At 68.9% G+C, this 25,995-nt stretch carries 22 protein-coding genes, 1 tRNA gene and 1 pseudogene; 13 read left to right on the top strand and 11 right to left on the bottom strand.

The features are described from left to right. Positions 1-34 precede the first annotated feature (34 nt). A complete protein-coding gene (gene mfd, locus AC5Y4S_RS12500; protein ID WP_500033061.1) occupies positions 35-3,691 on the bottom strand; it encodes a transcription-repair coupling factor in 3,657 nt (1,218 codons plus the stop codon). A 107-nt stretch (positions 3,692-3,798) separates the two neighbouring features. Here mfd and lysA point away from each other — a divergent pair, with 107 nt between their 5' ends. Continuing rightward, positions 3,799-5,139: a diaminopimelate decarboxylase gene (gene lysA / locus AC5Y4S_RS12505; RefSeq protein WP_500033062.1), complete on the top strand. Its 1,341-nt coding sequence runs from the start codon at positions 3,799-3,801 to the stop codon at positions 5,137-5,139. 58 nt (positions 5,140-5,197) lie between these two features. Here the strand turns inward: lysA and AC5Y4S_RS12510 are convergent, their stop codons facing one another. Next, entirely contained in the window at positions 5,198-6,358 is a 1,161-nt protein-coding gene (locus tag AC5Y4S_RS12510) for a hypothetical protein (protein WP_500033063.1), read from the bottom strand. After that, positions 6,355-7,608: a sulfotransferase family protein gene (locus AC5Y4S_RS12515; RefSeq protein ID WP_500033064.1), complete on the bottom strand. Its 1,254-nt coding sequence runs from the start codon at positions 7,606-7,608 to the stop codon at positions 6,355-6,357. The genes AC5Y4S_RS12510 and AC5Y4S_RS12515 overlap by 4 nt, the downstream gene beginning before the upstream one ends. A 98-nt stretch (positions 7,609-7,706) precedes the next feature. On the opposite strand from AC5Y4S_RS12515, the gene AC5Y4S_RS12520 reads away from it, so the two are divergent. From AC5Y4S_RS12520 to AC5Y4S_RS12530, 3 genes are read left to right on the top strand one after another with little or no spacing between them, the layout of a single operon-like run. Then, on the top strand, positions 7,707-8,312 hold the full coding sequence (locus AC5Y4S_RS12520) for a TetR/AcrR family transcriptional regulator (RefSeq protein WP_500033065.1): 606 nt from the start codon (positions 7,707-7,709) through the stop codon (positions 8,310-8,312). 11 nt (positions 8,313-8,323) lie between these two features. Continuing rightward, positions 8,324-9,370, top strand: coding sequence for a TIGR03617 family F420-dependent LLM class oxidoreductase (locus tag AC5Y4S_RS12525; RefSeq protein ID WP_500033309.1), 1,047 nt, complete (start codon positions 8,324-8,326; stop codon positions 9,368-9,370). 2 nt (positions 9,371-9,372) lie between these two features. After that, entirely contained in the window at positions 9,373-10,266 is an 894-nt protein-coding gene (locus tag AC5Y4S_RS12530) for an SDR family NAD(P)-dependent oxidoreductase (protein ID WP_500033066.1), read from the top strand. Between the two features lie 6 nt (positions 10,267-10,272). Here AC5Y4S_RS12530 and AC5Y4S_RS12535 read toward each other — a convergent pair whose 3' ends face one another. Further along, complete coding sequence (locus tag AC5Y4S_RS12535) at positions 10,273-10,866, bottom strand: TetR/AcrR family transcriptional regulator (protein WP_142282191.1); 594 nt, start codon at positions 10,864-10,866, stop codon at positions 10,273-10,275. Positions 10,867-11,010: 144 nt separating this feature from the next. Between AC5Y4S_RS12535 and AC5Y4S_RS12540 the strand changes: the two genes are divergently transcribed. The 8 genes and pseudogenes from AC5Y4S_RS12540 (at position 11,011) to pth (ending at position 17,372) form a co-directional block, all read left to right on the top strand. Next, positions 11,011-11,082 (top strand) — tRNA-Gln (locus AC5Y4S_RS12540). 101 nt (positions 11,083-11,183) lie between these two features. After that, positions 11,184-12,662, top strand: coding sequence for a bifunctional UDP-N-acetylglucosamine diphosphorylase/glucosamine-1-phosphate N-acetyltransferase GlmU (gene glmU / locus AC5Y4S_RS12545; protein WP_500033067.1), 1,479 nt, complete (start codon positions 11,184-11,186; stop codon positions 12,660-12,662). Between the two features lie 97 nt (positions 12,663-12,759). Next, positions 12,760-13,740 (top strand): ribose-phosphate diphosphokinase, encoded by a 981-nt coding sequence (locus AC5Y4S_RS12550; protein ID WP_067005394.1) that lies wholly within the window; start codon positions 12,760-12,762, stop codon positions 13,738-13,740. Beyond that, positions 13,741-14,085, top strand: a complete 345-nt coding sequence (arsC, locus tag AC5Y4S_RS12555; RefSeq protein ID WP_500033068.1) for an arsenate reductase (glutaredoxin) — start codon at positions 13,741-13,743, stop codon at positions 14,083-14,085. 98 nt (positions 14,086-14,183) lie between these two features. Next, a complete protein-coding gene (locus AC5Y4S_RS12560) occupies positions 14,184-14,795 on the top strand; it encodes an LpqN/LpqT family lipoprotein (RefSeq protein ID WP_500033310.1) in 612 nt (203 codons plus the stop codon). Between the two features lie 32 nt (positions 14,796-14,827). Continuing rightward, positions 14,828-15,710 (top strand): annotated as a pseudogene (locus AC5Y4S_RS12565) (oxidoreductase). Between the two features lie 411 nt (positions 15,711-16,121). Next, on the top strand, positions 16,122-16,784 hold the full coding sequence (locus AC5Y4S_RS12570) for a 50S ribosomal protein L25/general stress protein Ctc (protein ID WP_500033069.1): 663 nt from the start codon (positions 16,122-16,124) through the stop codon (positions 16,782-16,784). A gap of 12 nt (positions 16,785-16,796) precedes the next feature. After that, a complete protein-coding gene (gene pth / locus AC5Y4S_RS12575) occupies positions 16,797-17,372 on the top strand; it encodes an aminoacyl-tRNA hydrolase (RefSeq protein WP_068100102.1) in 576 nt (191 codons plus the stop codon). A gap of 13 nt (positions 17,373-17,385) precedes the next feature. On the opposite strand, the gene AC5Y4S_RS12580 is transcribed toward pth, so the two are convergent. Genes AC5Y4S_RS12580 through AC5Y4S_RS12590 form a run of 3 tightly spaced genes read right to left on the bottom strand, consistent with a single transcriptional unit; the run spans position 17,386 to position 20,185 of the window. Then, positions 17,386-18,297, bottom strand: coding sequence for an SDR family NAD(P)-dependent oxidoreductase (locus tag AC5Y4S_RS12580; RefSeq protein ID WP_500033070.1), 912 nt, complete (start codon positions 18,295-18,297; stop codon positions 17,386-17,388). Continuing rightward, a complete protein-coding gene (fdxA, locus tag AC5Y4S_RS12585) occupies positions 18,294-18,623 on the bottom strand; it encodes a ferredoxin (protein WP_500033071.1) in 330 nt (109 codons plus the stop codon). Before fdxA ends, AC5Y4S_RS12580 begins: the two co-directional genes overlap by 4 nt. Then, positions 18,620-20,185, bottom strand: coding sequence for a phytoene desaturase family protein (locus AC5Y4S_RS12590; protein ID WP_500033072.1), 1,566 nt, complete (start codon positions 20,183-20,185; stop codon positions 18,620-18,622). Before AC5Y4S_RS12590 ends, fdxA begins: the two co-directional genes overlap by 4 nt. Before the next feature lie 139 nt (positions 20,186-20,324). On the opposite strand from AC5Y4S_RS12590, the gene AC5Y4S_RS12595 reads away from it, so the two are divergent. Further along, on the top strand, positions 20,325-20,924 hold the full coding sequence (locus AC5Y4S_RS12595) for a TetR/AcrR family transcriptional regulator (RefSeq protein ID WP_500033073.1): 600 nt from the start codon (positions 20,325-20,327) through the stop codon (positions 20,922-20,924). 101 nt (positions 20,925-21,025) lie between these two features. Here the strand turns inward: AC5Y4S_RS12595 and AC5Y4S_RS12600 are convergent, their stop codons facing one another. From AC5Y4S_RS12600 to AC5Y4S_RS12615, 4 genes are all read right to left on the bottom strand, one after another. After that, positions 21,026-22,660: a fatty acyl-AMP ligase gene (locus AC5Y4S_RS12600; RefSeq protein WP_068188247.1), complete on the bottom strand. Its 1,635-nt coding sequence runs from the start codon at positions 22,658-22,660 to the stop codon at positions 21,026-21,028. Positions 22,661-22,916: 256 nt separating this feature from the next. Continuing rightward, on the bottom strand, positions 22,917-23,867 hold the full coding sequence (locus tag AC5Y4S_RS12605) for a 4-(cytidine 5'-diphospho)-2-C-methyl-D-erythritol kinase (protein ID WP_500033074.1): 951 nt from the start codon (positions 23,865-23,867) through the stop codon (positions 22,917-22,919). Between the two features lie 79 nt (positions 23,868-23,946). Then, on the bottom strand, positions 23,947-24,894 hold the full coding sequence (gene rsmA / locus AC5Y4S_RS12610; RefSeq protein WP_500033311.1) for a 16S rRNA (adenine(1518)-N(6)/adenine(1519)-N(6))-dimethyltransferase RsmA: 948 nt from the start codon (positions 24,892-24,894) through the stop codon (positions 23,947-23,949). Next, complete coding sequence (locus AC5Y4S_RS12615; protein ID WP_500033075.1) at positions 24,858-25,985, bottom strand: resuscitation-promoting factor; 1,128 nt, start codon at positions 25,983-25,985, stop codon at positions 24,858-24,860. Before AC5Y4S_RS12615 ends, rsmA begins: the two co-directional genes overlap by 37 nt. Positions 25,986-25,995: the final 10 nt, after the last annotated feature.

The raw sequence follows: 25,995 nt of genomic DNA on the forward strand, positions 1-25,995 counted from the left end.
TCATCGCTTCGCTCTGCATCGTCGGCGGCGCGGATCATCTCGCCTGCCGCTCCTCCCCGGACACCGGTGCTGGCTGTGACCCCGTTATACCAAGCTCCACCTGTGGCTTTCCCTGCAGCGCCGTCACGAGGTTGGCCACCATCTGCAGCAACTCGACGTCGCGGAGGCGGGGCGCGCCGACACCGCCGGCCCGCGGAATGGGCACCTGGACGGTGGACGTCGTGGCGCGGTAGTGCGCCGCCGGATACATCCGCTTGAGCCGCACCTGCGCCGAATCCAGCAGCGTCACCGGCGACAGCCGCACGGTCGACGCCGACGGGGCCGACACCTCGGTGATGCCGGCGGCGCGGCACAGCAGCCGCAACCGCGCGACGGCCACCAGCCGCTCGGCGGGCTCGGGCAGCGCGCCGTAGCGGTCGATGAGCTCCTCGACGACGGCGCTGACGGCGGCGTCGTCAGCAGCGGCGGCGAGCCGCCGGTAGCCCTCGAGGCGCAGCCGGTCGCTGGCGATGTAGTCCGGCGGCAGGTGCGCGTCCACCGGCAGGTCGATCCGGACGTCCTTGGGCTCCTCGGGTGTGGTGACCGTGTCGCCGTCGGCGGCGGCCCGATACGCCTCCACCGCCTCGCCGACGAGCCGCACGTACAGGTCGAACCCCACCCCGGCGACATGCCCGGACTGCTCGACACCCAGGACGTTGCCGGCACCGCGGATTTCGAGGTCCTTCAGCGCGACCGCCATGCCGGCACCGAGCTCGTTGTTCTGCGCGATGGTCGCCAACCGGTCGTAGGCCGTCTCGGTCAGCGGCGCGTGCGGTGGATAGAGGAAGTAGGCGTAACCGCGCTCGCGACTGCGCCCGACCCGGCCGCGCAGCTGGTGCAGCTGGGACAGCCCGAAGGTGTCGGCGCGCTCGACGATCAGCGTGTTGGCGTTGGAGATGTCCAGCCCGGTCTCCACGATCGTGGTGCACACCAGGATGTCGTATTCGCGGTTCCAGAAGCCCTGCACGGTGCGTTCCAGCCGCTCCTCGGGCATCTGCCCATGCGCTACGACGACGCGCGCCTCGGGCACCAGCTCACGCACCCGAGCCGCGGCTCGGTCGATGGAGCTCACCCGGTTGTGCACGTAGAACGCCTGGCCGTCGCGCAGCAGCTCGCGCCGCAGGGCCGCCGCGACCTGCTTGTCGTCCTGCGGGCCGACGTAGGTCAGCACCGGGTAGCGCTCCTCGGGCGGGGTCAGGATCGTCGACATCTCGCGGATCCCGGCCAGGCTCATCTCCAGCGTGCGCGGGATCGGGGTGGCACTCATGGTCAGCACGTCGACGTGGGTACGCAACGACTTGATGTGCTCCTTGTGCTCGACGCCGAACCGCTGCTCCTCGTCGACGACGACCAGGCCCAGGTCCTTCCAGCGCACCCCGGTCTGCAGCAGCCGATGCGTGCCGATCACGATGTCGACCGTCCCGTCGGCCAGGCCCTCGATCACGGCGCGGGACTCGGCGGCGTCGGTGAACCGGGACAGCCCCTTGACGGTCACCGGGAAGTCGGCCATCCGGTCGGTGAACGTCTGCAGGTGCTGGTCGGCGAGCAGCGTGGTGGGGACCAGCACGGCGACCTGCTTGCCGTCCTGAACCGCCTTGAACGCCGCCCGCACCGCGATCTCGGTCTTGCCGTAGCCGACGTCGCCGCAGATCACCCGGTCCATCGGGATCGGCTTCTCCATGTCGGCCTTGACCTCGGTGATCGCGGTGAGCTGGTCGACGGTCTCGGTGAACCCGAACGCGTCCTCCATCTCGGCCTGCCAGGGGGTGTCCGGCCCGAACGCGTGTCCGGCGCTGGCCTGCCGTTTGGCGTAGAGCGCCACCAGCTCGCCGGCGATCTCGCGTACCGCGCGGCGCGCCTTAGTCTTGGTGTTCGCCCAGTCGCTGCCGCCGAGCCTGCTCAGCGCCGGCGCCTGCCCCCCGACGTAGCGCGACAGCTGGTCCAGCGAGTCCATCGGGACGTACAGCTTGTCGGAACCACCGCCCCGCTTGCTCGATGCGTATTCGAGCACCAGGTATTCGCGTCGCGCGCCGCCGACCGTGCGCTCGACCATCTCCACGAACCGCCCGATGCCGTGCTGGTCGTGCACCACCAGGTCCCCCGCCGTCAGCGCGAGCGGGTCGACGGTGTTGCGCCGCTTGGCCGCCAGCCGCTTGCCCTCGGCGGCCGTGGCCCGGTTGCCGGTCAGGTCCGTCTCGGTGATGACGACCAGATTGGCGCCCGGAATCACGACACCGTCGTGCAGCGGACCCTTCAGGACGCCGACCACGCCGGCTTTGGGGGCGGCGCCCGGCTCCAGCATGGCGGCCGGGGTGTCCGACTCGGCAAGCCGCTCCACCACCCGGTGGGCGGTCCCGGTGCCGGGCGCGACGACGGCGGCGTGTCCGCCGGTGCTGACGTGGGCGCGCAGCATGGCGAAGATGCCGTCGATGTCGTGTTGGTGGCCGCGGGCCGACGGCGCGGTCCGGACGTCCAGTTCCACGGCGGACTCGTCGGAGAGCTGGCTCAGCGTCCACCAGGAATGACCCGACCGGGCCGCCGCGGCGCGCACGTCGTCCAGTTCGGCGAACCCCGACCCGCCGAACTGCTCCAGGTCGACGGGCGCGTCGGTGCCCAACGCCGCCACCGACCAGGACGCCTCGAGGAATTCGCTGCCCGTCTTGATCAGGTCGGCCGCCCGGGTGCGCACCTTCTCCGGGTCGCACACCAGCACCGGCGTGCCCTCGGCCAGCTGGTCGGTCAGCAGCACGTGTTCGCCGGGACGCAGCACCGGCAGCAGCGCCTCCATCCCGTCGACCGTGATGCCCTCGCCCAGCTTGGCCAGCATGTCGGTGACGCTGCCGGTGATGGCGGGCTCGGCGCCGGAGTGGCGGGCGGCGAGCGCGGCGGCCCGCTCCCGCACGCCGTCGGTGAGCAGCAGCTCGCGACAGGCCACCGCGATGACGGTGTCGACCTCGATCTCGGGGATGGAGCGCTGGTCGGCGACGGCGAACATCCGCATCTCGCTGACCTCGTCGCCCCAGAACTCGACACGCACCGGGTGTTCGGCGGTCGGCGGGAAGACGTCGAGGATTCCGCCGCGCACGGCGAACTCGCCGCGCCGCCCGACCATGTCCACCCGGGTGTAGGCCAGCTCGACCAGCCGGGCGATGACGTCCTCGAACGCCATCTCCTGGCCGACGCTCAAGGTGACCGGCTCCACCGCGCCGAGCCGCGGCGTCATCGGCTGCAGCACCGAGCGCACCGCCGTCACCACCACCTGGAGAGGCGGCCCCAGCCGCGGGTCGTCGGGGTGGGACAGCCGGCGCAGCACCATCATCCGGGCGCCGACGGTGTCGACGCCGGGCGAGAGCCGTTCGTGCGGCAGCGTTTCCCACGACGGGAAGACCGCCACCGCGTCGCCGAGGACGCCGCGCAGTTCGGCGGTCAGGTCGTCGGCCTCGCGCCCGGTCGCGGTGACGACGAGCAGCGGCCCCAGCCGCGCCAGCGCGGTGGCGACTAACAGGCGGGCGCTGGCGGGTCCGACCAGGCTCAACTCGGCCGGGCGGGCGGCCGCGCTGTCGATCAACTGCTGGAAGGTCGGCGCCGTCAGCGCCAGGTCCACGAGCCCCGCGATCGGGGTTTCTGGGCGAGCAGGCCCCGGTCCGGTCATGATGAATCCATTCTAGGGGCGCCTAAAGACGTCAATATTGGCCCCGACGGCGTCAAGGGATCGTAAGAACAGCGGCACCGGCCACCGGCCGGGCGCACGTTGAAGTCATGACATTGCTCGATATCCTGCCGTCCCTTGGAAAGGCGGCCCCCCGGCGGTTCGATTCTGCGATCTGGCCCGTCACGACGCACGCCGACGAGGAGGGCCGGCTGTGCGTCGGCGGCGTACCCCTGGCCGACATCGCCGACGAGTTCGGCACCCCGACCTATGTGATCGACGAGGCCGACTTCCGCCTGCGCGCCCGCCGTTACCGCAAGGCGCTGCGCGACATCCGGGTGGTGTACGCGGGGAAATCGCTGCTGACCACCGCGGTGGCGCGGTGGGCGCGCGAGGAGGGCCTCGGTGTCGACGTCTGCTCGGCCGGCGAGCTGGCCACCGCCCTGGCCGGCGGCGTGGATCCGGCACGGATCGTCATGCACGGCAATGCGAAATCGCCGGCCGAATTGCGCGAGGCGGTGCGCGTCGGCGTCGGGCGCATCGTGGTCGATTCGTGCATCGAGATCGCCTACCTCGCCGGCCTGGCGCGGCGGCGCCAGCCGGTGCTCATCCGGGTGACCCCTGACATCGACATCCACGGACACCGCGCCGTCACCACCGGCATCAGCGACCAGAAGTTCGGCTTCACCCTCGCCGGCGACCACGCCTCGGACGCCGCGAAGCGGGTGCTGGCGCATCCCATCCTCGACCTGGTCGGCCTGCACTGCCACATCGGATCGCAGGTCACCGACCCCGCCCTCTACGGCGAGGCGATTCGCCGGATGATCGCGGCCATGGCCGACATCCGCGCGCAGCACGGGGTCGTGCTCACCGAGCTGAACATCGGCGGCGGCCACGCGATCCCCTACATCCCGGGCGACCGGGAGCTCGACCTCGACGAGCTTTCCCGGGTCATCGAGGATGCGCTGGACGAGGCCTGCGCGGCCGAGCACTTCCCGCGGCCGAGGATCGTGGTGGAGCCCGGTCGCGCCATCAGCGGTCGGGCCGGTGTGACGCTGTACCGGGTGTGCTCGGTGAAGACGCAACCGGGCGGGCGCACCTTCGTCGCCGTGGACGGCGGGATGAGCGACAACCCGCGGGTGTCGCTGTACGGCGCGCAGTACACCGTCACGCTGGCGAACCGGCACCCGCTGGGCGCCAGGCTGCGCGTCACGGTCGCCGGGCGGCACTGCGAGGCGGGCGACGAGATCGCCCGGGACATCGAGCTGCCGGCCGACCTGCACGCCGGCGACCTGTTGGCGGTGGCCTGCACCGGCGCTTACCACCACAGCATGGCGTCGAACTACAACCTGGTCGGCCGCCCGCCGCTGGTGGCGGTCAACGAGGGCCGGGCCCGCGCCCTGGTCCGCCGCGAGACGGTCGCCGATCTGCTGGCTCGCGATTGTGGCTAAGCGGCGACCCGCCGCGCCCGGCTACGCCGCGCTTGCGATCGCCGCGGGCTAGCTGTAGTCACGGCGTGTCCCGCTCGGCGAAGTGGCGTTGCCGCGCCAACAGCGCCGCCGCCCGCTGCTCGGCGGTGACGCGCCGCGACGGGTCGAAGTAGTCGTCGACGCGCTCGACGTCGATCACCGTGGCGGTGGGCGCGGCGGGCTGCTCGGCCGCGGTGGCGCGCCAGGTGACCACCCCGCTTCGATACCCGCGCGCGTCGAGCCAGTTGTCCACGCCGACGTCCTCGGTGGACAGCAACACCCGCACCCGGTCGCCGTCGGCGTGCGACTGGCCGAGGTTCAGACTCGTTTGACGCGTCGCGATGTCGATCATCTCGCTCCACCGATTGGTCAGGCAGATGCCGACATACGGGCTGCCGCTAGGGATTTGGTAGTCGATCACCAAGGCCTGGCCCTCGGCGAGTTCCCACGAGATGGGGACGAACCACGCGCCGGCCATCGCCGACGGCGGCTGCATCGGCGGGATGGCGAAATTCTTCGGCAGGGCCCCGAAGACCCGCGCGGGAATGTCCTTGACCCACATGGTGAACAGGTCCCGCGACGCCGCGAGGTGCTCGTCGAACGCGGCGACGGCCCGCGCCACCGACGCGGGCCCCGCCGGTCCGTCCGGATTGAGGCATTCGATGCGGATGGTGCCCTTGGATTGATGCTGCCAGTCGCCGTAGGTCTGGTAGCAGCAGAACGACTCGGCCCCCGGGGGAAGCTGAAACCAGTTGGCATCGCCCATTTTTTGCCGGGTGAAGTAGACCTCGAAGGAGCCGTCCGCCGCGATGTCCAGGTCTTCGGACTGGGTCTTGACCGCTTGGGCTTGGTCGTCCTTGCCGGCGTAGACGCCGAAGGTGGTCTGTGCGACGGAGCCCAGCGTTCCGTAAACGCGGTAGTCGTGCGCGTCGTCGATGCGCGCCGACAGGTACAGGGTGTCGGGGTTGGAGTGGCCCCAGTTCCACGGCGCGTACTGGGCGTTGATCAGCGCGGGGCGGGCCGGGTCGCTGCGCAATTGCAGGCCCATGTACTGAATATGGCCGATCAAACGCCCGAGAAGTGTACTGGCAGAAGCTTCGTCGAGGTCGCCCTGCGCCAGCGCGACGCCGAGCAGCTCGTCGTGCAGCTCGCCGAACCGTCGCCACGCCGCCCGCAGCGCATCACTTGACTGATCGGTCATCGCTTGTCCTCGATTCCGTAGAAGTCGCGGTAGTACTGCAGTTCCGGCCAGAGCGCCGCGATGTCGAGCCCGTAATCCTCGGCGCGGTAGATGTTGGGCTTGCGGGTGGACGCGCCCCGCTTGTCCATGAACCGGCTCATCTTGCGGTGCACCTCGGGGGTCAGCTCGATGCCGAAGTGGTCGTAGATCGCCTTGACGCAGGCCATCGGGTCGCGAACCATGCGCTCCATCGGAAAGTCGATGAATTGCTCTGAGCGGTCGGCGAATTGACGCCGCAATTCGATGTTGCGGGCGAGCATCCCCCCGGTGCGCCAGCGCATGTAGCGGCCGTGATCGTGCCAGTCGACCCCGTCCTGCACCATCGCGAAGACGGTGCCGGACAGCTTGCAGCTGGAGGCGATGACCTCGGTGGGCTCGCGGTAGGTGGTGACGAAGCGCGCGTCGGGAAACACGTCGAGGATCTTGTCGATGTTGGCCATGTGCGGTGGGGTCTTCAGCAGCCAGCTCTCCCGCGGGCGCAGTCCCCCGCTTTGCATGTACTGCAGGAGCAGCTTCTCCTCCTGGTAGACCCAGGTGCGGTCCTGATCGGCCAACCACCGGTCGTAGCCCTGGCAGTTGAACATGACGAGGAACGTCTCGCTGTGAAAGGCGTAGGCGTGCAGCAGCGCGCATTCCTGGGCCTCCCACGCGCCGAGCGGGTGCGCGGCGTCGAGATCGGGAGCCAGCGACAGGGTTCGCCGGATCTGCTTCTCGCTGCGCGCGATTCGCGGGTCGGCGCGCATGGTGGCCGGATCCAGCGGCGGGTGCAGCTCGTCGCATTCCCAGGTGAGCGGGAAGCGGAACCGGTCGTCCTGACTGAGCAGGTGATGGGTGATCGTGGTGCCGGTGCGGGGTGCGCCGACGAGGAAGACCGGTTTGGCGATGACCTCGTCGCGGATCGACGGATTCCGGCGGATGTGCTCCACGACCAGCAAGCGCTGGCGCAGCAGGTTGGTGATGTGCGTCGCGGCCAGGATCCGGCCGAAGCCGTTGAGCTTGTCTTCGGAATTGATCGAGTCGATGAGCCGGTCCAGTCCCGCTTCGAAGCGGGGATCACCGAAGTCGGTCAGGCCGCCCGCGCGTCGGCTGGCCCGGTCCATGAGCGCGTACTTGCGCAGCGGCACGGGATGGGCGCCGACGCGGCGGGCGGCGCGATAGGCGCCGTTGAGGATGCGAAACGGCAGCGGCCTGGGGGGCGTCTCGATGGCCATGGCGGCGTTCCTCACCGTTGAGCGCGCAGCTGAAATGTCTTGGCGGCCTTCCGTGGACCGTTGTGCGCGATCCTGCAAAACATTACGATCTGAACGTAATGAAATCAACACCTTTCGAGCGCAATGGTCGCGAGCCCAAGTCGCAGGGGCGGCCGCGCGACGCGCGCATCGACGATGCCGTGCTGCAGGCCACCAACGAGCTGCTCGAAGAGATCGGCTATGCGCGGCTGAGCATTCCGTTGGTGGCGGCGCGCGCCGGCGCCACGCCGCCCGCCGTATACCGGCGTTTCCCGACCAAGATCGAGCTCGTCTTCGCCGCGGTGTTTCCCCCGACGCCACGCGCGGAGTTGCCGCTGACGGGTGATCTGCGGACCGTCGTGCGCAGCCTGCTCGAAGGATCGATCCACCTGTTCAGCCGGCCGGCCGTGCACAGCGCGGTGTCGGGCCTGACGGCCGAACTGCCCTCCGAACCGGGATTGTCGGCGCGGTTGCTGGACCGGCTGCAGGGCGGCACCTACGAACGCCTGCAGCGCTACCTCGACCACGCCGCCGCCAAGGGGGCGGCGGCCGACGGCATCGACGCGCGCCTGCTGATGGACATGATCGGCGGCACGGTCATGATGTCGATGGCCACCGAACGCACCCTGGACGATGCCTGGCTCGAGCACAACACCACGCTGATTGTCCGGGGGCTGAGCCGATGACCGGTCCGCCGATGGAGGTCGTCGCCTCCGCGCCGGCCCAGCTGGGCCTGGCCGAGATCGGGCCGTGGGCAGCGCGCATGGAGCGCATCGGCTTCGAGGTCGTCCACGTGTCCGAGACCATCCACGACGTATTCACCGTCGCGGCAATGGCATTGGCCCACACGACGCGACTGACCGTGCGGACCAGCATGGCCCTCGCGTTGCCGCGCAGTCCGATGATCACCGCCTATGCGGCCTGGGATCTGGCCCGGTACTCCGACGGCCGCTTCCAACTCGGCCTGGCCTCCCAGGTGCGCGGAAACATCGTCGGACGGTTCTCGGTCCCGTGGTCGCAGCCGTCGCTGCGGATGCGGGAGTACATCGAGTCCGTGCTCGCGATATTCCACTCCTTCCAGACCGGCGAGCCCCTCGACTACAGCGGGCGGTTCTACCGATTCGACCGCCTCCAGCCGTATTTCAACCCCGGCCCGATCGGCTGCCCGGCCCCGCAGATCTGGACCGGTGGGGTCAACAAGAAGATGTGCCTGCTGGCCGGTGAAATGTCCGACGGCTTCGTGTGTCATCCCACCAACTCGCATCCATCGATCCTCGCGACACAGACGCTGCCGTACCTCGCCGAAGGCGCCGGCCAGGGCCGGCGCACCCGGACGCCGCTCGCGGTGGTGGCCAACCCGCAACCGCTGATGGCGGCCACCAACGACGAGCTGGCCAGTTTGCGAGAACACCGCCGATCGGAGCTGGCCTTTCTCTACAGCACCCCCGCCTACCGGCGACAGCTCGAACAATTCGGCTTCGAGGACATCGGCGAGGCGCTCAGCGGCATGGCGCGCCGGAACGAATGGACCGACCTGCCCAAGCACCTGACCGATGAGGTGATGGATCGGGTTGTGCCGCAAGGCACCTACGACGAAATCCCCGACGTGCTCGAGCGCTGGTACACCGGCGTGTGCAGCGGCCTGAGCCTGCCGGTCGCCGACGTGTCTGACGACGTCCTTGCGATGCTGATCGATCGCCTCAAGGCCATCCCCACCCTGAGCGAACCGACACCGGGAAGGTAGCGATGAACGCGACACAATCGGCTCTGGCGCTGAAATCCGTTGTGGCCCAGCAATGGCGATCGCACAGTCCACTGGCCCGGCGCCCACCGAAGGACTTTGCGGGCCAGTACGGACCTTGGGCACTCGTGTCCGGCGCCAGCGAGGGCATCGGCGGCGCCTGGGCGGATTACGCTGCCTCCCAGGGCTTGTCGGTCGCGATCGTCGCGCGCGACCCCGACAAGCTCGAGAAGAAGCGCCAGGAACTGGTGTCCAGGTTCGGTGTCGAGGTGCTGGTCGTCTCCCAGGACCTGGGGGCGACCGATGCCGTGGAGAACATCGTCGCGGCCGTCGGTGACCGCGAAATCGGGCTGCTGGTGTCCAACGCCGCCCTGGCCACCGTGGGCGGATTCTGGGCCGACGACCTCGAATTCGAGCGGCGCCGGATAAACGTCAACTGCTGCAGCCCCTTTGGGCTGACCTATCACTACGGCGCGCTGATGAAGGCGCGCCGTCGCGGCGGCATCGTGCTGATGAGTAGCGGCACGGGGCTGATCGGCAGTCCGTACTACACGCACTACGGCGCGACGAGGGCGTACAACATCATTCTCGCCGAAGGGCTCTGGTACGAACTGAAACCCGACAACGTGCACGTGCTGGCCTGCATGGCCGGACTCACCAGTTCGCCAGGGGCCGCTGAGGCGCTCGAGGTCGCGCGGGCCAGGGGCAGCCTCATCAACACTCCCGAAGAGAACGTCGAGGAGGCGGTGCTGTATCTCGGCAAGCGGCCCAGCATGCAGGTGGGGGCGCCGAACCGGCGCATGATGTTCGTCGTCACCCGCCTGCTTCCGCGCCCCCTGGGCATCCGCGAAATCGGCAAACACGCCTTGAACAACTTCCTCGACGGGGTGCGGCCCTAGGAGGCGTTACTCGTCCTGCAGCTTGGGGTCCGCTTCCAGGTGAGTCAGGCCGTTCCACATCAGGTTGACCAGGTGCGCGGCGACCACTTCCTTTTTGGGCTCGCGGGTGTCGAGCCACCACTGCGCCGTCATCGACACCGAGCCCACCAGCGCCTGGGCGTACAGCGGCGCCAGGTCCGCGTCCAACCCCCGGCGGGCGAAGTCGCCGGCCAGGATCGAGCTGACCTGGCTGACCGCGTCGTTGAGCAGGCTGGAGTAGGTGCCCGAGCTGATCGCGGCCGGCGAGTCGCGGATCATGATCCGGAAGCCGTCGGTGCGCTCCTCGACGTAGGTGAGCAACGCCAGGGCGACCCGCTCCACCCGCACCCGGGACCGGTTGTTGGTCAGCGACGAGGTGATCATGTCCAGCAGCGCCGACATCTCGCGGTCGACGACGACGGCGTACAGCCCCTCCTTGCCGCCGAAGTGCTCGTAGACGACGGGCTTGGACACATTGGCCCGCAGCGCGATCTCCTCGATCGAGGTGCCCTCGTAACCGCGCTCGGCGAACAGCGAGCGGGCGATGCCGATGAGCTGCTGACGGCGATCGCTGCCCGTCATCCTGGCGCGTGCCGGCCGCGCTTCCTTGTCCGGCTCTTTATCGAGAACGGCCACGTCAATCAGCGTATCGGGTCGGCACAACCGCACCGCGGCCCCGCGCACCGTCTAAAGTCTCTTGGTGGCGCGGGCCTATGGGGCTTGCAGTCCGTCGTGGTGTAATCGGCAGCACATCAGATTTTGGTTCTGAGAGTTCAGGTTCGAGTCCTGGCGACGGAGCAGCGTGGCTCTTTGCGGCGAGCGTGCGGGAAATGCCACGCTTGACGGCGTGTCGGCGTACCAACACGCACGCCCGCGCGAAGGGTCCAATAGGAGAATTCATGTCGTTTCGTGGTGACACCGCCGTCCTGGTCCTCGCGGCCGGACCGGGCACCCGGATGCGGTCCGACACCCCGAAGGTGCTGCACACGATCGCCGGCCGCAGCATGCTGTCGCATTCCCTGCACGCGATCGCCAAGGTCGCGCCCCAGCACCTGGTCGTGGTCCTGGGCCACGACCACGAGCGCGTCGCGCCGCTGGTCGGCGAGCTTGCCGAGACGCTGGGCCGCTCGATCGACGTGGCATTACAGGAACGGCCGCTCGGCACCGGGCACGCCGTCCTGTGCGGGCTGTCCGCCCTGCCCGACGACTACGCCGGCATCGTCGTCGTCACCTCGGGGGACACCCCGCTGCTCGACTCCGACACCGTGGCCGGCCTGATCGCCGCCCACACCGCCGAGTCGGCCGCGGTCACGGTGCTCACCACGACACTCGACGATCCGGTCGGCTACGGCCGCATCCTGCGCACCCAGGACAACGAGGTGATGGCGATCGTCGAGCACACCGACGCGACGCCCTCGCAGCGCCAGATCCGCGAGGTCAACGCCGGCGTCTACGCCTTCGACGTCGCGGCGCTGCGGTCGGCGCTGAGCCGGCTGAGCTCGAACAACGCCCAACGGGAGCTGTATCTGACCGACGCCGTCGCGATCCTGCGTGGCGACGGCCGGGCCGTGCGCGCCCAGCACGTCGCCGACAGCGCGCTGGTGGTCGGAGTCAACAACCGCGTCCAGCTGGCCGAGCTCGGCGCCGAGCTGAACCGCCGGATCGTCGCCGCCCACCAGATGTCCGGCGTGACCGTCGTCGATCCGGGCACCACCTGGATCGACGTCGACGTGACGATCGGGCGCGACACCGTCATCCACCCCGGCACCCAGCTGCTGGGCCGCACCCGGGTGGGCGGCCACTGCGTCGTCGGACCCGACACCACCCTGACCGACGTCAGCGTCGGCGACGGCGCGTCGGTGGTGCGCACCCACGGCTCGTCCTCGTCGATCGGGGACGGCGCCACCGTCGGCCCGTTCACCTACCTGCGACCGGGGACCGTGTTGGGGGCCGACGGCAAGCTCGGCGCGTTCGTCGAGGCCAAGAACTCCGTCATCGGCACGGGCACCAAGGTCCCGCACCTGACCTACGTCGGCGACGCCGACATCGGCGAGCACAGCAACATCGGCGCGTCCAGCGTGTTCGTCAACTACGACGGCGAAACCAAGCGGCGCACCACCATCGGATCGCACGTGCGCACCGGGTCGGACACCATGTTCGTGGCCCCGGTGACCGTCGGCGACGGGGCCTACACCGGTGCCGGGACGGTGGTGCGCGACGACGTCCCGCCGGGGGCGCTGGCGGTGTCCGCGGGACCACAACGCAACATCGAGGGCTGGGTGCAGCGCAAGCGGCCGGGCAGCGCGGCGGCCGAGGCGGCGGACAAGGCGGCCGCGAAGTCCGCCGAAGAAAATCCCGAGAATTCAGGGCCCGAATAGACACCGTGAGTTTGGTCCCTGGCAACCCGGCCACATTTCCGTACGATTCGCTACGTACGATGGGGCTTCCATTTCGATCCCGAGGCAGGGCAGTGCGTTGAGCCACGACTGGACCGATAATCGCAAAAATTTGATGCTTTTCTCGGGCCGCGCGCATCCCGAGCTGGCGGAACAGGTCGCCAAGGAACTCGACGTCCACGTCACCGCCCAGACGGCGCGGGAATTCGCCAACGGCGAGATCTTCGTTCGGTTCCACGAGTCGGTGCGCGGCTGCGACGCCTTCGTCCTGCAATCCAACCCCGCGCCGGTCAACAACTGGCTGATGGAACAGCTGATCATGATCGATGCGCTCAAGCGCGGCAGCGCCAAGCGGATCACCGCGGTCATGCCTTTCTACCCGTACGCGCGGCAAGACAAGAAGCACCGCGGGCGCGAACCCATCTCCGCGCGGCTGGTCGCCGACCTGCTCAAGACCGCCGGCGCCGACCGGATCGTGACCGTCGATTTACACACCGATCAGATCCAGGGTTTCTTCGACGGGCCCGTCGACCACATGCGCGCACAGAACCTGCTGACCGGTTACATCAAGGACAACTACCCGGACGGCAACATGGTCGTGGTCTCCCCCGACTCCGGCCGGGTCCGCATCGCCGAGAAATGGGCCGACGCGCTGGGCGGGGTTCCGCTGGCCTTCATCCACAAGACCCGCGACCCGCGGGTGCCCAACCAGGTGGTCTCCAACCGCGTCGTCGGTGAAGTCGAAGGCCGCACCTGCGTCCTGATCGACGACATGATCGACACCGGCGGCACCATCGCCGGCGCGGTGAACCTGTTGCGCGAAGACGGCGCCAGCGACGTGGTGATCGCGGCGACCCATGGCGTGCTCTCCGACCCGGCCGCCGAGCGGCTGGCGGCGTGCGGCGCGCGGGAGGTCATCGTCACCAACACGCTGCCGATCGGCGAGGAGAAGCGTTTCCCGCAGCTCACGGTCTTGTCCATCGCGCCGCTGTTGGCCAGCACCATCCGCGCCGTCTTCGAAAACGGCTCCGTCACAGGCCTTTTCGACGGTGACGCCTAGATGACCGACACCGTCATCTACCACAACCCGAAGTGCAGCACCTCCCGCAAGACGCTGGATCTGTTGCGCGACAACGGGATTGACCCCACGATCGTCCAGTATCTGAAAACCCCGCCGTCACGCGCCGAGCTGGCGCGCATGATCCGCGATGCCGGCATCGACGTGCGCACCGCGGTGCGCAAGCGCGAACCGCTCTATGCCGAACTCGGTCTCGCCGACGCGTCCGACGACGAGTTGCTCGACGCCATGGCCGAACACCCGATCCTGATCGAACGGCCGTTCGTGGTCACGCCGAAGGGCACCCGGCTGGCGCGGCCGATCGACGCCGTGCGCGAGATTCTGTGAGGCTGCCCGGCGACGATGCGCGCCGGAACGGCGTGAGAAGGAGGCGGGCAATTAGGCCTGCGGCGATCACCGCCGGTGTCGTGGCGGTCGCGCTGAGCATGCCCGTGGCGGCATGTTCGCCACCGAAAGCCCCTGACTACCAGTCGATCCTGACCCGGAGTTCGACGACCAGCGCCGCCCCCGCGACGACGGAGAAGCCCGTTCCGCTGTCGCAGTACCTGCAGAACATCGGCGTCAGCGGCCAACAGGTGGCGCCGGGATCGTTGCCCGATCTGAACGTTTCGATACCGACGCCGACGGGCTGGTCGCAGGCGAACAACCCGAACATCGCCAAGGAGACCCTGATGATCTCGCACGGCGGCAAGTATCCGACCGCGCGGCTGGTGGTCTTCAAACTGCACGGGGACTTCGACCCGGCGCAGGTCGTCAAGCACGGCAACGACGACGCCCAGCTGTTCGAGAACTTCAAGCAGCTGGACGCCTCCACCGACAACTACAACGGCTTTCCCTCGTCGATGATCCAGGGCAGCTACGACGTCGACGGCCAGCGGCTGCACAGCTGGAACCGGATCGTCATCGCCACCGGGTCGCCGCCCGCGAACCAGCGATACCTGGTCCAGTTGACCATCACCACCCTGGCCAACCAGGCGGCCGCCGAGGCGACCGACATCGAGGCGATCATCCACGGGTTCGTCGTCGCCGCCAAGTAATCGGCGGCGGCCTTTCACTAAGCTCATCAGCCATGACGAACTGGACCGCCGCAGACCTGCCGTCGTTCGCCGGGCGCACCGTGATCATCACCGGCGCCAATAGCGGGCTGGGCGCGGTGACGGCCCGCGAGCTGGCCGGCAAGGGCGCCAAGATCGTCATGGCCGTGCGCAACACGGGCAAGGGCGAGGCCGCCGCGAAGCAGATCACTGGCTCCCAAACCGGCCAGGTCGAGGTGCGCCCCCTCGACCTGCAGGACCTCTCGTCGGTGCGCCGCTTCGCCGACGGGGTGGACGGGGCCGACGTGCTGATCAACAACGCCGGCATCATGGCCGCCCCCTACGCACTGACCGCCGACGGGTTCGAGAGCCAGATCGGCACCAACCACCTCGGCCACTTCGCGCTGACCAACCTGCTGCTGCCCAAGCTGACCGACCGCGTCGTCACGGTGTCGTCGATGGCGCACTGGCCGGGGCGCATCGACTTCGACGACCTGAACTGGAAGAACCGCCGCTACTCGCCCTGGCTGGCCTACAGCCAATCGAAGCTCGCCAACCTGCTGTTCACCAGCGAGCTGCAGCGACGCCTCAAGTCGGCCGGTTCGCCGCTGCGCGCGCTGGCGGTCCATCCCGGCTACTCGCACACCAACCTGCAGGGCGCGTCCGGCCGCAAGGTGGGCGACGCGCTGATGTCGGCCGCCACTCGGGTGGTGGCCACCGACGCCGATTTCGGCGCCCGGCAAACCCTGTACGCGGCGGTCGGAGGACCTGCCGGGCGACACGTTCATCGGCCCGCGATTCGGCTGGATCGGCCGAACGCAGCCGGTCGCCCGCAGCCGGCGCGCGCAGGACGCGACCGCCGCCGCCCGGCTGTGGGAGCTGTCCGAGCAGCTCACCGGCACCAAATTCCCGCTGTAGGGCATTGAGTGTGAACTGAGGGCATTCAGTGTGTCCTGAGGGCGGGATTCCCGACGATTTTCAACCCTGGCGCACCACGCAAAGCCGTCAATGCACAGTCAACGGCCGCGCCGGAACAAGCGACCTGCCGAATGAGCGGCGGGCGCATTGAGTGTGAACTGACGGCTTTCAGCGTGTGCTGAGGGCGCGATTTCCGACGATTTTCAACCCTGGCGCACCACGCAAAGCCCTGCGTGCACACCCGCACAATTTCCGCACAATTTCCGCTCCCAGGCGCAGATGCGCTAACCTGGCCGGGCGTCACGGCGAGGGTGGCTGGCAAGCCAGCACCGTTATCGACGGAGACCGACTTCAATGTCGCGACCTTTGCCGTGCTCCCGACCCAGGTATTGAGCACAAAGGAGCGACACGATGGCCAAGTCCGCAGTCAACCAACTCAAGGTGGCGGTGCGAGCCGAGACCGGCAAGGGCGCGTCCCGCCGGGCCCGCCGCGAGGGCAGGATTCCCGCCGTCCTCTACGGTCACGGCGCCGAGCCCCAGCACCTGGAACTCCCCGGGCACGACTACGCGGCGGTGCTGCGGCATTCCGGCACCAACGCGGTGCTGACCCTCGACATCGCAGGCAAGGAGCAGCTGGCGCTGACCAAGGCCCTCGACATCCACCCGATCCGCCGCACCATTCAGCATGCCGACCTGGTGGTCGTGCGCCGCGGTGAGAAGGTCCACGTGGAGGTCAACGTCGTCGTCGAGGGCGAGGCCGGCCCCGACACCCTGGTCACCCAGGAGACCAACACGATCGAGATCGAGGCCGAGGCCATGTCGATTCCCGAGCAGTTGACCGTGTCGGTCGAGGACGCACCTCCGGGCACCCAGTTCACCGCTGGGCAGATCGCGCTGCCCACCGGCGTCAGCCTGGTGTCCGACCCGGACATGCTGGTGGTCAACGTGGTGAACGCCCCGACGGCCGCCGACCTCGCGGAAGAGGGCGCCGGCGAGGCGGCCGAGGGCGAGGCAGCGGCTCCCGAGGCCGAAGAGGGCGGCGAGGCCGAGGCCTCCGCGGACGAGTCCGAGTAGGCGGCCTCCGACGTGGCCGAACCGCTATTGGTGGTCGGCCTGGGCAACCCCGGAGACAACTACGCGCGCACCCGGCACAACCTCGGGTTCATGGTCGCCGACCTGCTCGCCGCGCGGCTGGGTTCGAAGTTCAAGGCGCACAAGCGTTCCGGCGCCGAGGTTGTCAGCGGCCGGTTGGCCGGGCACTCGGTGTTGGTGGCCAAGCCGCGCTGTTTCATGAACGAGTCGGGCCGCCAGGTCGGGCCGCTGGCGAAGTTCTACTCGGTGGCCCCGGCCGACATGATCGTCATCCACGACGACCTCGACCTGGAGTTCGGTCGCATCCGGCTCAAGATCGGCGGCGGCGAAGGCGGTCACAACGGGCTGCGCTCGGTCGTTGCGGCGCTGGGCACCAAGGACTTTCAGCGGGTGCGCATCGGGATCGGGCGTCCGCCCGGACGCAAGGATCCGGCGGCGTTCGTGCTGGAGAACTTCACCGCGGCCGAGCGCGCCGAGGTGCCCACCATTTGCGAGCAGGCCGCCGACGCCACCGAGGCGCTCATCGAACTCGGGCTCGAGCCCGCGCAGAACCGCGTCCACGCCTGGTAGGTGGCCCTTGTGGTCAGACCGGTTCTGCCGGTGAAGGTTCGGCGAAGCCGCGGCCGAACCGCTCCACGATCTGCCAGTACTCCGGCACGTTGCCGTCGCCCAGGTAGTCGACCAGCAACCGCACCTCGGGCGGCAGATGTCCGTCGACGTCGGTGAAGCCGTACTCGCGGGCGAGGCGGGACGCGAAGAACGATCGGCCGGTGCGGGCCATCCGGTCGGGATCGGTGAACAGCGCGACGACCGCGCGCCCCGGAAACCGCGGGGACTCGCAGATGTCGAGGTCGAGCCCGAACAACTGGCGCGAACCCGACGGGCCCTCGGTCGCGAAGGCGAGGATGCGTTCGGTGAGCACCAGACCCGGCCACAGACCGATCACGGCGACATTGTGCTCGCGCAGTTCGAGCGCGGTGTCGTGGGTGATCTTCTCGATGGCTGCCTTCGCCGCCCCGTAGGGCGTGGAAAGGAGGTAGTCCTGGCAGCCGTGGGAGGAGATGTTGACGATCAGCCCGCCGCCCTGCTCGATCATCATCGGCGCGGCGAGCGCCGAGGTCACGAAGTTCGCGCGCGGCCCGACGACCAGGCTATCGGTGATCGCCTGGAAGGGGAGCGTCCAAAACGGCTGGGCCACCATCGATGTGAAGTCCGGCGACGCGACGTTGACCACCATGTCCAGCCGGCCCGGCCCGCGCCGCAATTCGTCGAACACGGCCTCTACCGCGGCATCGTCGGCGTGATCGCAGGGCCGGGCCACCGCGGCGCCGCCGAGCGCCCGGATCTGATCGGCGGTCTGCTGAAGGCCGGCGCCGTTGCGGGCGGTGAGCCAGACGGTGGCGCCCTGGTTGCCGAGCTCGATCGCGATGCCCTGGCCGATTCCCTGGCTCGCGCCGGTGACGAGGGCCACCGCGCCGTCGAGGGTTCGTGTCACTGGCACTGCCCTCCAGCCGGTTCGAGCCCCTTGATCGCCGGCGGATCATGTTCGCAGACACCGACTTTGGCCGCGCCGCCCGGCGAGCCCAGCCGCTCGAAGAAGTCGGCGTTGATCTGCGTGTAGCCGCTCCACTGGTCGGGCAGGTCGTCCTCGTAGTAGATGGCCTCGACCGGGCAGACCGGCTCGCAGGCACCGCAGTCGACGCATTCGTCGGGCTGGATGTAGAGCATCCGGGTGCCTTCGTAGATGCAGTCGACGGGGCATTCCTCGATGCAGGCCTTGTCCTTGAGGTCGACGCAGGGCTCGGCGATCACGTAGGTCATCGCGAGATGTCCTCGAGCGCCTGGTGCGCGGCGTTGTAGCCGGGGGTGAACGTAATGCCCGGGCCCCCATGGCATCCCGCGCCGCCCAGGTACAGCCCCTCGATTGGAATCGGCATGTCGATGAAGCCCTTCGGCCCGGGCCGGTTGGGCCCCATCAGGTCCGGATGCAACATGCCGTGGCAGAAGTCGCCGGCGGGAGCCGCGAACATCGTCTGCATGTGGTACGGGGCGAACGTGATATGCCGGATCTGGATGTCGCGGAAGTTGGGTGCGAAGCGGGTGATCTTGTCGATGACCTTCTCCGCCATCACGTTCTTGAGGTGGCCGTGCATTTCGCGGGGCGTTTCGACGGGGAACGCATAGGCGAACGCGCTCGCCGCATGCTTCCCCGGTGGCGCCATGCTGGGGTCGTGCACCGACGGTATCTGCATGCCCATCGATGGATTGTCAGGAATGATGCCCCGCTTGCACTCCTCCCACTGGCGTTGTTGTTCTTCGGGCGAGCCGAAGATGCCGATGGACGACTGCATGCCAGGTTCGTTGAGGAAGTCGTACGGCGGAGCGAATTCCGGCAGGCCGTCGAGCGCGAAGTGGATCTGGACGAACGGCGCCCGGTGGTCGCGACCGCTGAGCCGGGCGACGAGGTCGGCCGGCAGGTGTTCCGCCCCGACCATGTCGATCAGGGTCAGATCGGGCGACAGGTTGGACACGACGATCGGCGCGCTGATCTCGGAACCGTCCTTCAAGCGCACCCCGGTCACGGAAAAGTTCTCGACGAGAATCTTTTCCACCTTGGCGCGGTACCTGATCTCGCCCCCGTGCGAGACGAACAGATCGTGCAGGTGCTGGCCGAGCGAGCCGATCCCGCCCTCGAGCTTGGTCATCATCGCCGCACCCTCGTTCGGAACGGCGAGCGCGAACGCCAAACATGTTGCGCTGCCCGGGGTGTAGGGCCCGCGGTAGGTGGAGTTGATGGCGAGGAAGGCGAGCATTCCGCGCAACACCGCGTGTTTGTCCCTGTCGGGCAGGAAGCGGTCGATGGGATCCATCGCCGACCCGAACAGCACTTCGTGGATGGCCCTGCGCTCGGATTCGTTTGCGGCGCAGGCGTACATCTCGTCGATCGTCTTGGGCGGCGTGCACACCTCGAAGCGGCCGAGCGCTTTCGCCGGGCCCTGGCTCCAGCCGATCATCTCGGCCATCCCCGTGACGGCCTCGGTCCCGAGCTTTTCGGCGAGGTGGGTCATCAGCTGCATCGGATCGCGGTAGAAGATCATGGGTTCTTCGCCGTTGTCGCCGAGGTTGACCGACTGGACTTCGGCATCGACGGTGGGCAGCGTGTCCAGACCGAGCTCCTTGGTGATTGCGGGGGCGGTGGGAAACTGCACCGAACCCGCTATCTCGTAACGGAATCCATCGATCAACTCGACCGTGGCCGCCATTCCGCCGCTGTAGGTGTTGGCCTCCAGGCACAGGGTGCGCAGGCCGGCGCGCTGCAGGACCGCCGCCGCGGTCAGCCCGTTATGGCCGGCGCCAACCACGATCGCGTCATATTCCGTCATCGCTGATGCTCCTTCTCCGAATGGTCCTCGAGGCGACCTGGCGAGGCATCCGCCGCAGGCGGACCTAATATATGTCAGTACTGACTCAATTGGAAGACGTCGACACCGACCAGGATCGGGATGTGATGGGATGCGAGGTATGGGCGAGCCGACCAACCTGCACAAGCTGCGCCGCAGCAGGACCCATGAGGCGCTGCGGCAGGTGGCGTTGAAGAGGTTCGCGAGCGAGGGCTTCGGCAACGTGACGGTGCAGCAGCTGGCTCAGGAGGCCGGCGTGACCGAGCGCACGTTCTTCCGGCACTTCCCGACCAAGGAAGCCGTGCTGTTCCAGGACTACGACACGCACGTGGAATGGCTGGCCGAGGCGCTTAAGCAACGCCCGCAATCCGAGTCGGTGTTCGACGCCGTGCTGGCCAGCATGGCGAGCTACCCGCACGACATAGAGCTGGTTCGGCAGGCGGCGCTCGCCCGCGCCGAACTGATCACCGGGGAGCAGATCGCCGGCCACCTGCGGGTGGTGCAGTCGTCGTTCGCCGCGGTCATCACCGAGTTCGTCAAGCAGCGCTATCCGGACGTGGAGAACATCGAGTTGGTCGCCAACGTCGCGGGCGCCACGCTGGCCGCGGCCATGGTGATCGGGGTGGAGGCATGGGGGCGCAACGGTTGCGTCGACGACTTGGCGGCCATCTCCGCCACCTGCCTGGACCTGGTCAGGTCGGGGCTTTCCCCGCTGGCGTGACCGTTGCCGACGGCGAGTGACCGTGTCTGTACGACGACACGCCGCAAACGGTGGCAATTTGCGCGCGCTCGCGGTGGAAGGCGAGCGGCGGCCGACGAAACCTAGCTGACCAGCGTGACCGAATTGGACCGGCGCAGCTTGCCCGACGGCGTCTTCGGGATGGTGCCGGGGCCCAGCACCACGACGTTGCGCGGACGCACGTCGACCTCGGCCACGACTTCGTGGGCTACCTGGTGCTCGATGCGGCGCACCTCGGCCGGGTCCTGCCAGGCGTTGGACTCGACCGCGACGGCGAACGTCTCGCGGGAGTGGCCGGCGTCGAGGCGCACCGCGACGGCGCAGCCGGGCCGGACCCCCTCGACGCGGCAGGCGGCCCGCTCGATGTCGGTCGGGTAGATGTTGCGGCCCGCCATGATGATGACGTCCTTGACGCGGCCGCACACCACGACGTGGCCCTCCTCGGTCAGGTAACCGAGGTCGCCCGTGTCGTACCAGCCGTGCTCGTCCTGCGCGGGGATGAAGCCGCCCATTGTGAGGTAGCCGGGCGTCAGCGACTCGCCGCGCAGCTCGATGACCCCCACACCGCGCGCGGGCATCACGTTGCCGCTCTCGTCGATGATGCGGGCCTCGAGGTCCTTCAGCAGGGGGCCCAGCGTGGCCAGCCTGCGGGTGTTGCCCTTGGTGGCCGGGACGGCGCGGCGCAGCGCGGCCAGCAGGTCGGCGTCGACCTCGTCGACGACGAGCCCGGCGTTGCACTCGGAGAACGACACCGCCAGCGTCGTCTCGGCCATGCCGTAGGCCGGCAGGATCGCCGAGGGCCGCAACCCGAAGGGCTTGCCCGCGTCGAGCAGGTCCTCGACGTCGGCGGGCTCGACCGGCTCGGCGCCGGACAACGCGAAGCGCAGGGTCGACAGGTCGAAGTCACCGGGCTTGGCGTTGCGGCGCAGCCGCTTGGCCAGCAGCGCGTAGGCGAAGTTGGGCGCCGCGGTCATCGTGCCCTTGTACTTGTCGATGAGCTTGGCCCACAGCAGCGTGTCGCGCAGGAAGTCCATCGGCGTGACCTTGACCAGCTCCGCGCCGAAGTACATCGGGATGGTCAGGAAGCCGACCATGCCCATGTCGTGGAAGCAGGGCAGCCAGCTGACCATGACGTCCTTCTCGACGTCGTACTGGGCGCCGATGAACATGGCCTCGGCGTTCGAGTAGATGTTGCGGTGGGTGATCTGGACGGCCTTCGGGGAACCGGTGGACCCGGACGTCAGCTGCATGAGCGCCAGGTCGTCCTCGCCCACCTCGACGGGGTCGATCGGCTCCGAGGCGAGCAGGTCGGCGACGGTGAGGACCTTGACGCCCTTCTCCTCCAGCACGGGGATGGCCACCAGGAAGGGCTCGGACACGATGACGGCCTTGGCCTCGATCATGCCGATGACGGTCATGGTGTCCTCGGCCCACACGACCAGGTCGGTGCGCGGTGTCGGCTGGTGCAGCATGGTCAGGCTGGCGCCGCGCATCCACAGGCCCTGCGCCGTGGGCGCGATCTCCACCGGGAAGCCGGCGAGGACGCCGACGGCGTCGCCGAGGCCGATGCCCGCGGCGGCCAGGCCGCCCGCGATGCGACGGGCGCGCTCGTGGACCTCGCCCCAGGTGTGCCGGACGGGTTCGTGGGGTTCACCGGTGACCATGCCCGTCGTCGCGGTGCGGGCATTGCGGAACATCTTGTCGGTAAACCTGCTCACAAAAACCTCCTCGGTTCCGGCAGTTGCCCCAAGGCCCGGAATCTCATGTTCCGCCTGCTGGGTGCCAGTTTGTAGCAGCCACGCGAGCACGATTGCGCAGCGGTTAGGTCTCGGACATGTGATGAGCCAACGAGCCCACCGGTGATTCCGGTGGGCGAAGGAATCGAGTGGTCTTGCTTACCGCTGCTCGTCACCGCCAGTTATCTTAAACTCCTCTTAAGTAACTGCCAAACCGTGACGCGTCTTGAGGGCGAATTCACACTTCAGTGGGGGCGGGCACCACGCGGGCGCCGGGCACCGGGCCGGTGGCGACCCGAACGGTGCGACACACGCCCGCCCCGGACAGCTGGGTCCCGACGTCCACCGCCGACGCCGCCGACGTGCACAGGAAGGCACACGTCGGGCCGGAGCCGGACACGATGCCGGCCAGCGCGCCGGCCTCGACGCCGGCGCGCAGCGCCTTTCGCAGGGCGGGGTTCATGCTCACGGCGGCCGCTTGCATCTCGTTGCCGAGCAGCGGCGCCAGTTGCTCCGGGTCGCCCGCGGCCAGGGCCGCCAGCACCGGCCCGGGTTCGGCGAGCCGCGGCGGTTTTCCGGCCTTCCTGAGCCGGTCCAGCTCCTTGAACACCGCCGGGGTGAGCAGCTCGCCCTCGGCGAACGCCAGCACCCAGTGGAAGCTGTTGCGGGACAGCACGGTGGCCAGCTCCTCGCCGCGGCCGGTTCCCAGCGCCGTGCCGCCGTGCAGCGCGAACGGCACGTCGCTGCCGAGCTTCGCGGCGAGGATGCGCAGGTCGCGGCGCGGCACGTTGAGTTCCCACAGCGAGTTGATCGCGACCAGCACCGCCGCCGCGTCGGCGCTGCCGCCCGCCATGCCGCCCGCCACCGGAATGGATTTGTCGATCATGATCGAGACGTCGGGCGCCCGGCCGACGTGTTCGGCCATCAGCTCGGCCGCCTGCCAGGCCAGGTTGCGCTCGTCGGTGGGCAGCTTGTCGGCGCCCTCGCCGATGAGCTCGAGCGACAGCACGTCGGCGTTGCGGACCGTCACCTCGTCCAGCAGCGAGACGGCCTGAAACACCGTCGTCAGCTCGTGATAACCGTCCTTGCGGCGGTCCCCCACCGCCAGGTACAGGTTGACTTTTCCGGGCGCCCGCACGGTGACCGACCCGGTGGGCACCCACTGCGCGGCGGTGTTGCCGTCAGACATCGGGGTTTCCGTCAGACATTGTCGACCACCGCAGCAGACTAACGCCGCGCCGGGCGAACCACACGCCGCGGCGCTCCGGTCAGCTCGCCGAGGCGTGCCCCGAAACGCTCGGCAGCGTGTCGTCCGGATCGCCGGAGCGGCGCAAGAGCCGCACGAAGTCATCGATGGACAGCGTCTCGCCGCGGCGGGCCGGATCGATGCTGGCGGCCAGCAGCCGATTCGCCGACTCGTTGCCCGAGCCGGCCCACTCGGCGAACGCATTGCGGGATGTCTTGCGCCGCTGGGCGAAAGCGATGTCGACGAGTTCGAACACCCGCCGCCGGAAGGCGTCGTCGGTCGGCCACGGCGAAGTCTCGTACCGGTCGATGCGAACCAGCCCCGAATAGACCCGCGGGATCGGCCAGAAGACGGTCGGCGACACCATGCCGCAGCGGCGCACCCGCCCGAAGAAGCGGACCTTCACACTGGGCACGCCGTAGTCCTTGCCGCCCGGCTCGGCGGCCAGCCGCTCGGCGACCTCGGCCTGCACCATCACCGTCACGACCCGAATGGACGGGAATTCGGCGAGCAGGTGCAACAGCGCCGGGACCGCGACGTTGTAGGGCAGGTTGGCGACGACGGCGGTGGGTTCGTCCGGGCCGCCCGGCACCTCGTCCCGGCGCAGCGTCAGCACGTCGCGGTTCAGCACCGACAGCCGGTGTATCTCGCTGTGCGAGTGTTCGGCGACGGTCTGGGGCAGCCGGCCGGCCAGCGCCGGGTCGATCTCGACGGCGGTGACGGTGGCGCCCCGGTCAAGCAGCGCCAGGGTGAGTGAGCCGAGCCCGGGACCGACCTCCAGGACGTGGTCGGACCGGCCGACGCCGGACGTTGCGACCACCCGTCGCACGGTGTTGGCATCGTGGACGAAGTTCTGCCCCAAAGCCTTTCGTGGCCGAAAATCCAGCTCTTTGGCCAGCCGCCTGATCTCGGTGCGCCCGAGTAGCCGGATGGTCAGCTTGCACCAGCTCTTCCGCTGCACACGGGCCAGGCGCCCCAGCCCTGGCGCTGCCGGGTCACCTCGGCGATGGCGATCTGCTCCTCGCGGGTGGCGAGGTCGGCGCGGGGCGCGAAGCGCAACCCGCCGTTGCGCTCCCAGGTCCCTTGGTCGAACTGCACACCGCCGTAATACCCGTTTCCGGTGTTGATCGCCCAGTTGCCGCCGGCCTCGCAGCCGGCGATGGCGTCCCAGATCGACCCGTTGCTCACCGGCGGCACGTCGGTGCCGGGCTTGGTGCCCACGCGCACCACGGCCTCACGGGCCGGGGTGATCACGGTGTTGGCGATGGGCAGCCTGCCGGTCTCGACGCCGTTGACCGTGGCCACCGCGAACGTCACGTCCTGCGTGCCCGGGCTGCCCGCATCCTCGACGACCTGGCGGCTGACGTTCATCTCCGGGTCCTCGATCCGGCGCGCGGGCGGCTGCAGCGGGACCCGCTCGGTGACCCGCTGGATCCGGTTGCGCGTGACCTCGATCTGCATCCCGTCCACGATCGGGGCCGCCGCCCCGGGCGCCACCTGATCGCTTTCCAGCAGCGGCGCGCCGGCGGCGTTCAACAGCCCGGCGACGTTGGCCGCGGCGAGGTGGACAGTGCGCACGGCACCGCCGTCGTTGATCTGGACGGTCTTGGCGCTCACGACCGGCAGCGCCATCCCGGCCAGCGGAACGCGACTCCCGCGGGAGGCGGCCGCCGGGGCGGTGTCGGTCATCGCGAGTTGGGCCAGCGCCTCGTCCACGGTCGACGCGGTCGTCCACACCTGCTTGGAGTCGTGGCCGTCCAACGAGATCTGCAGCGGCCGGCTGCGCCGCAACACGATGTTGGCGGCGTCGCGCACTTCCACGTCGGCGGCCGGGTAGAGGTCGTCGCGCTCGTCGACCCTGAAGCCGTTCTCCTGGACGATGTCGATCACCCGCGACTTCATCGTCGACACCCGCATCGCGATTCCGTCAACCGTCAGCGTCACCGTCTTGGACGCGGAAACCGCGAGGCCACCGGCGAAGCCCAGTACCAGCAGCAGGCCCGCGACAATGAGCCGCAACATTGGTGATGAATTGTGATGAAGTTTTGTCAATACAGTCAACGCGCGTTAC

It is taken from the genome of Mycobacterium sp. NGS64 (genome assembly GCF_059812245.1).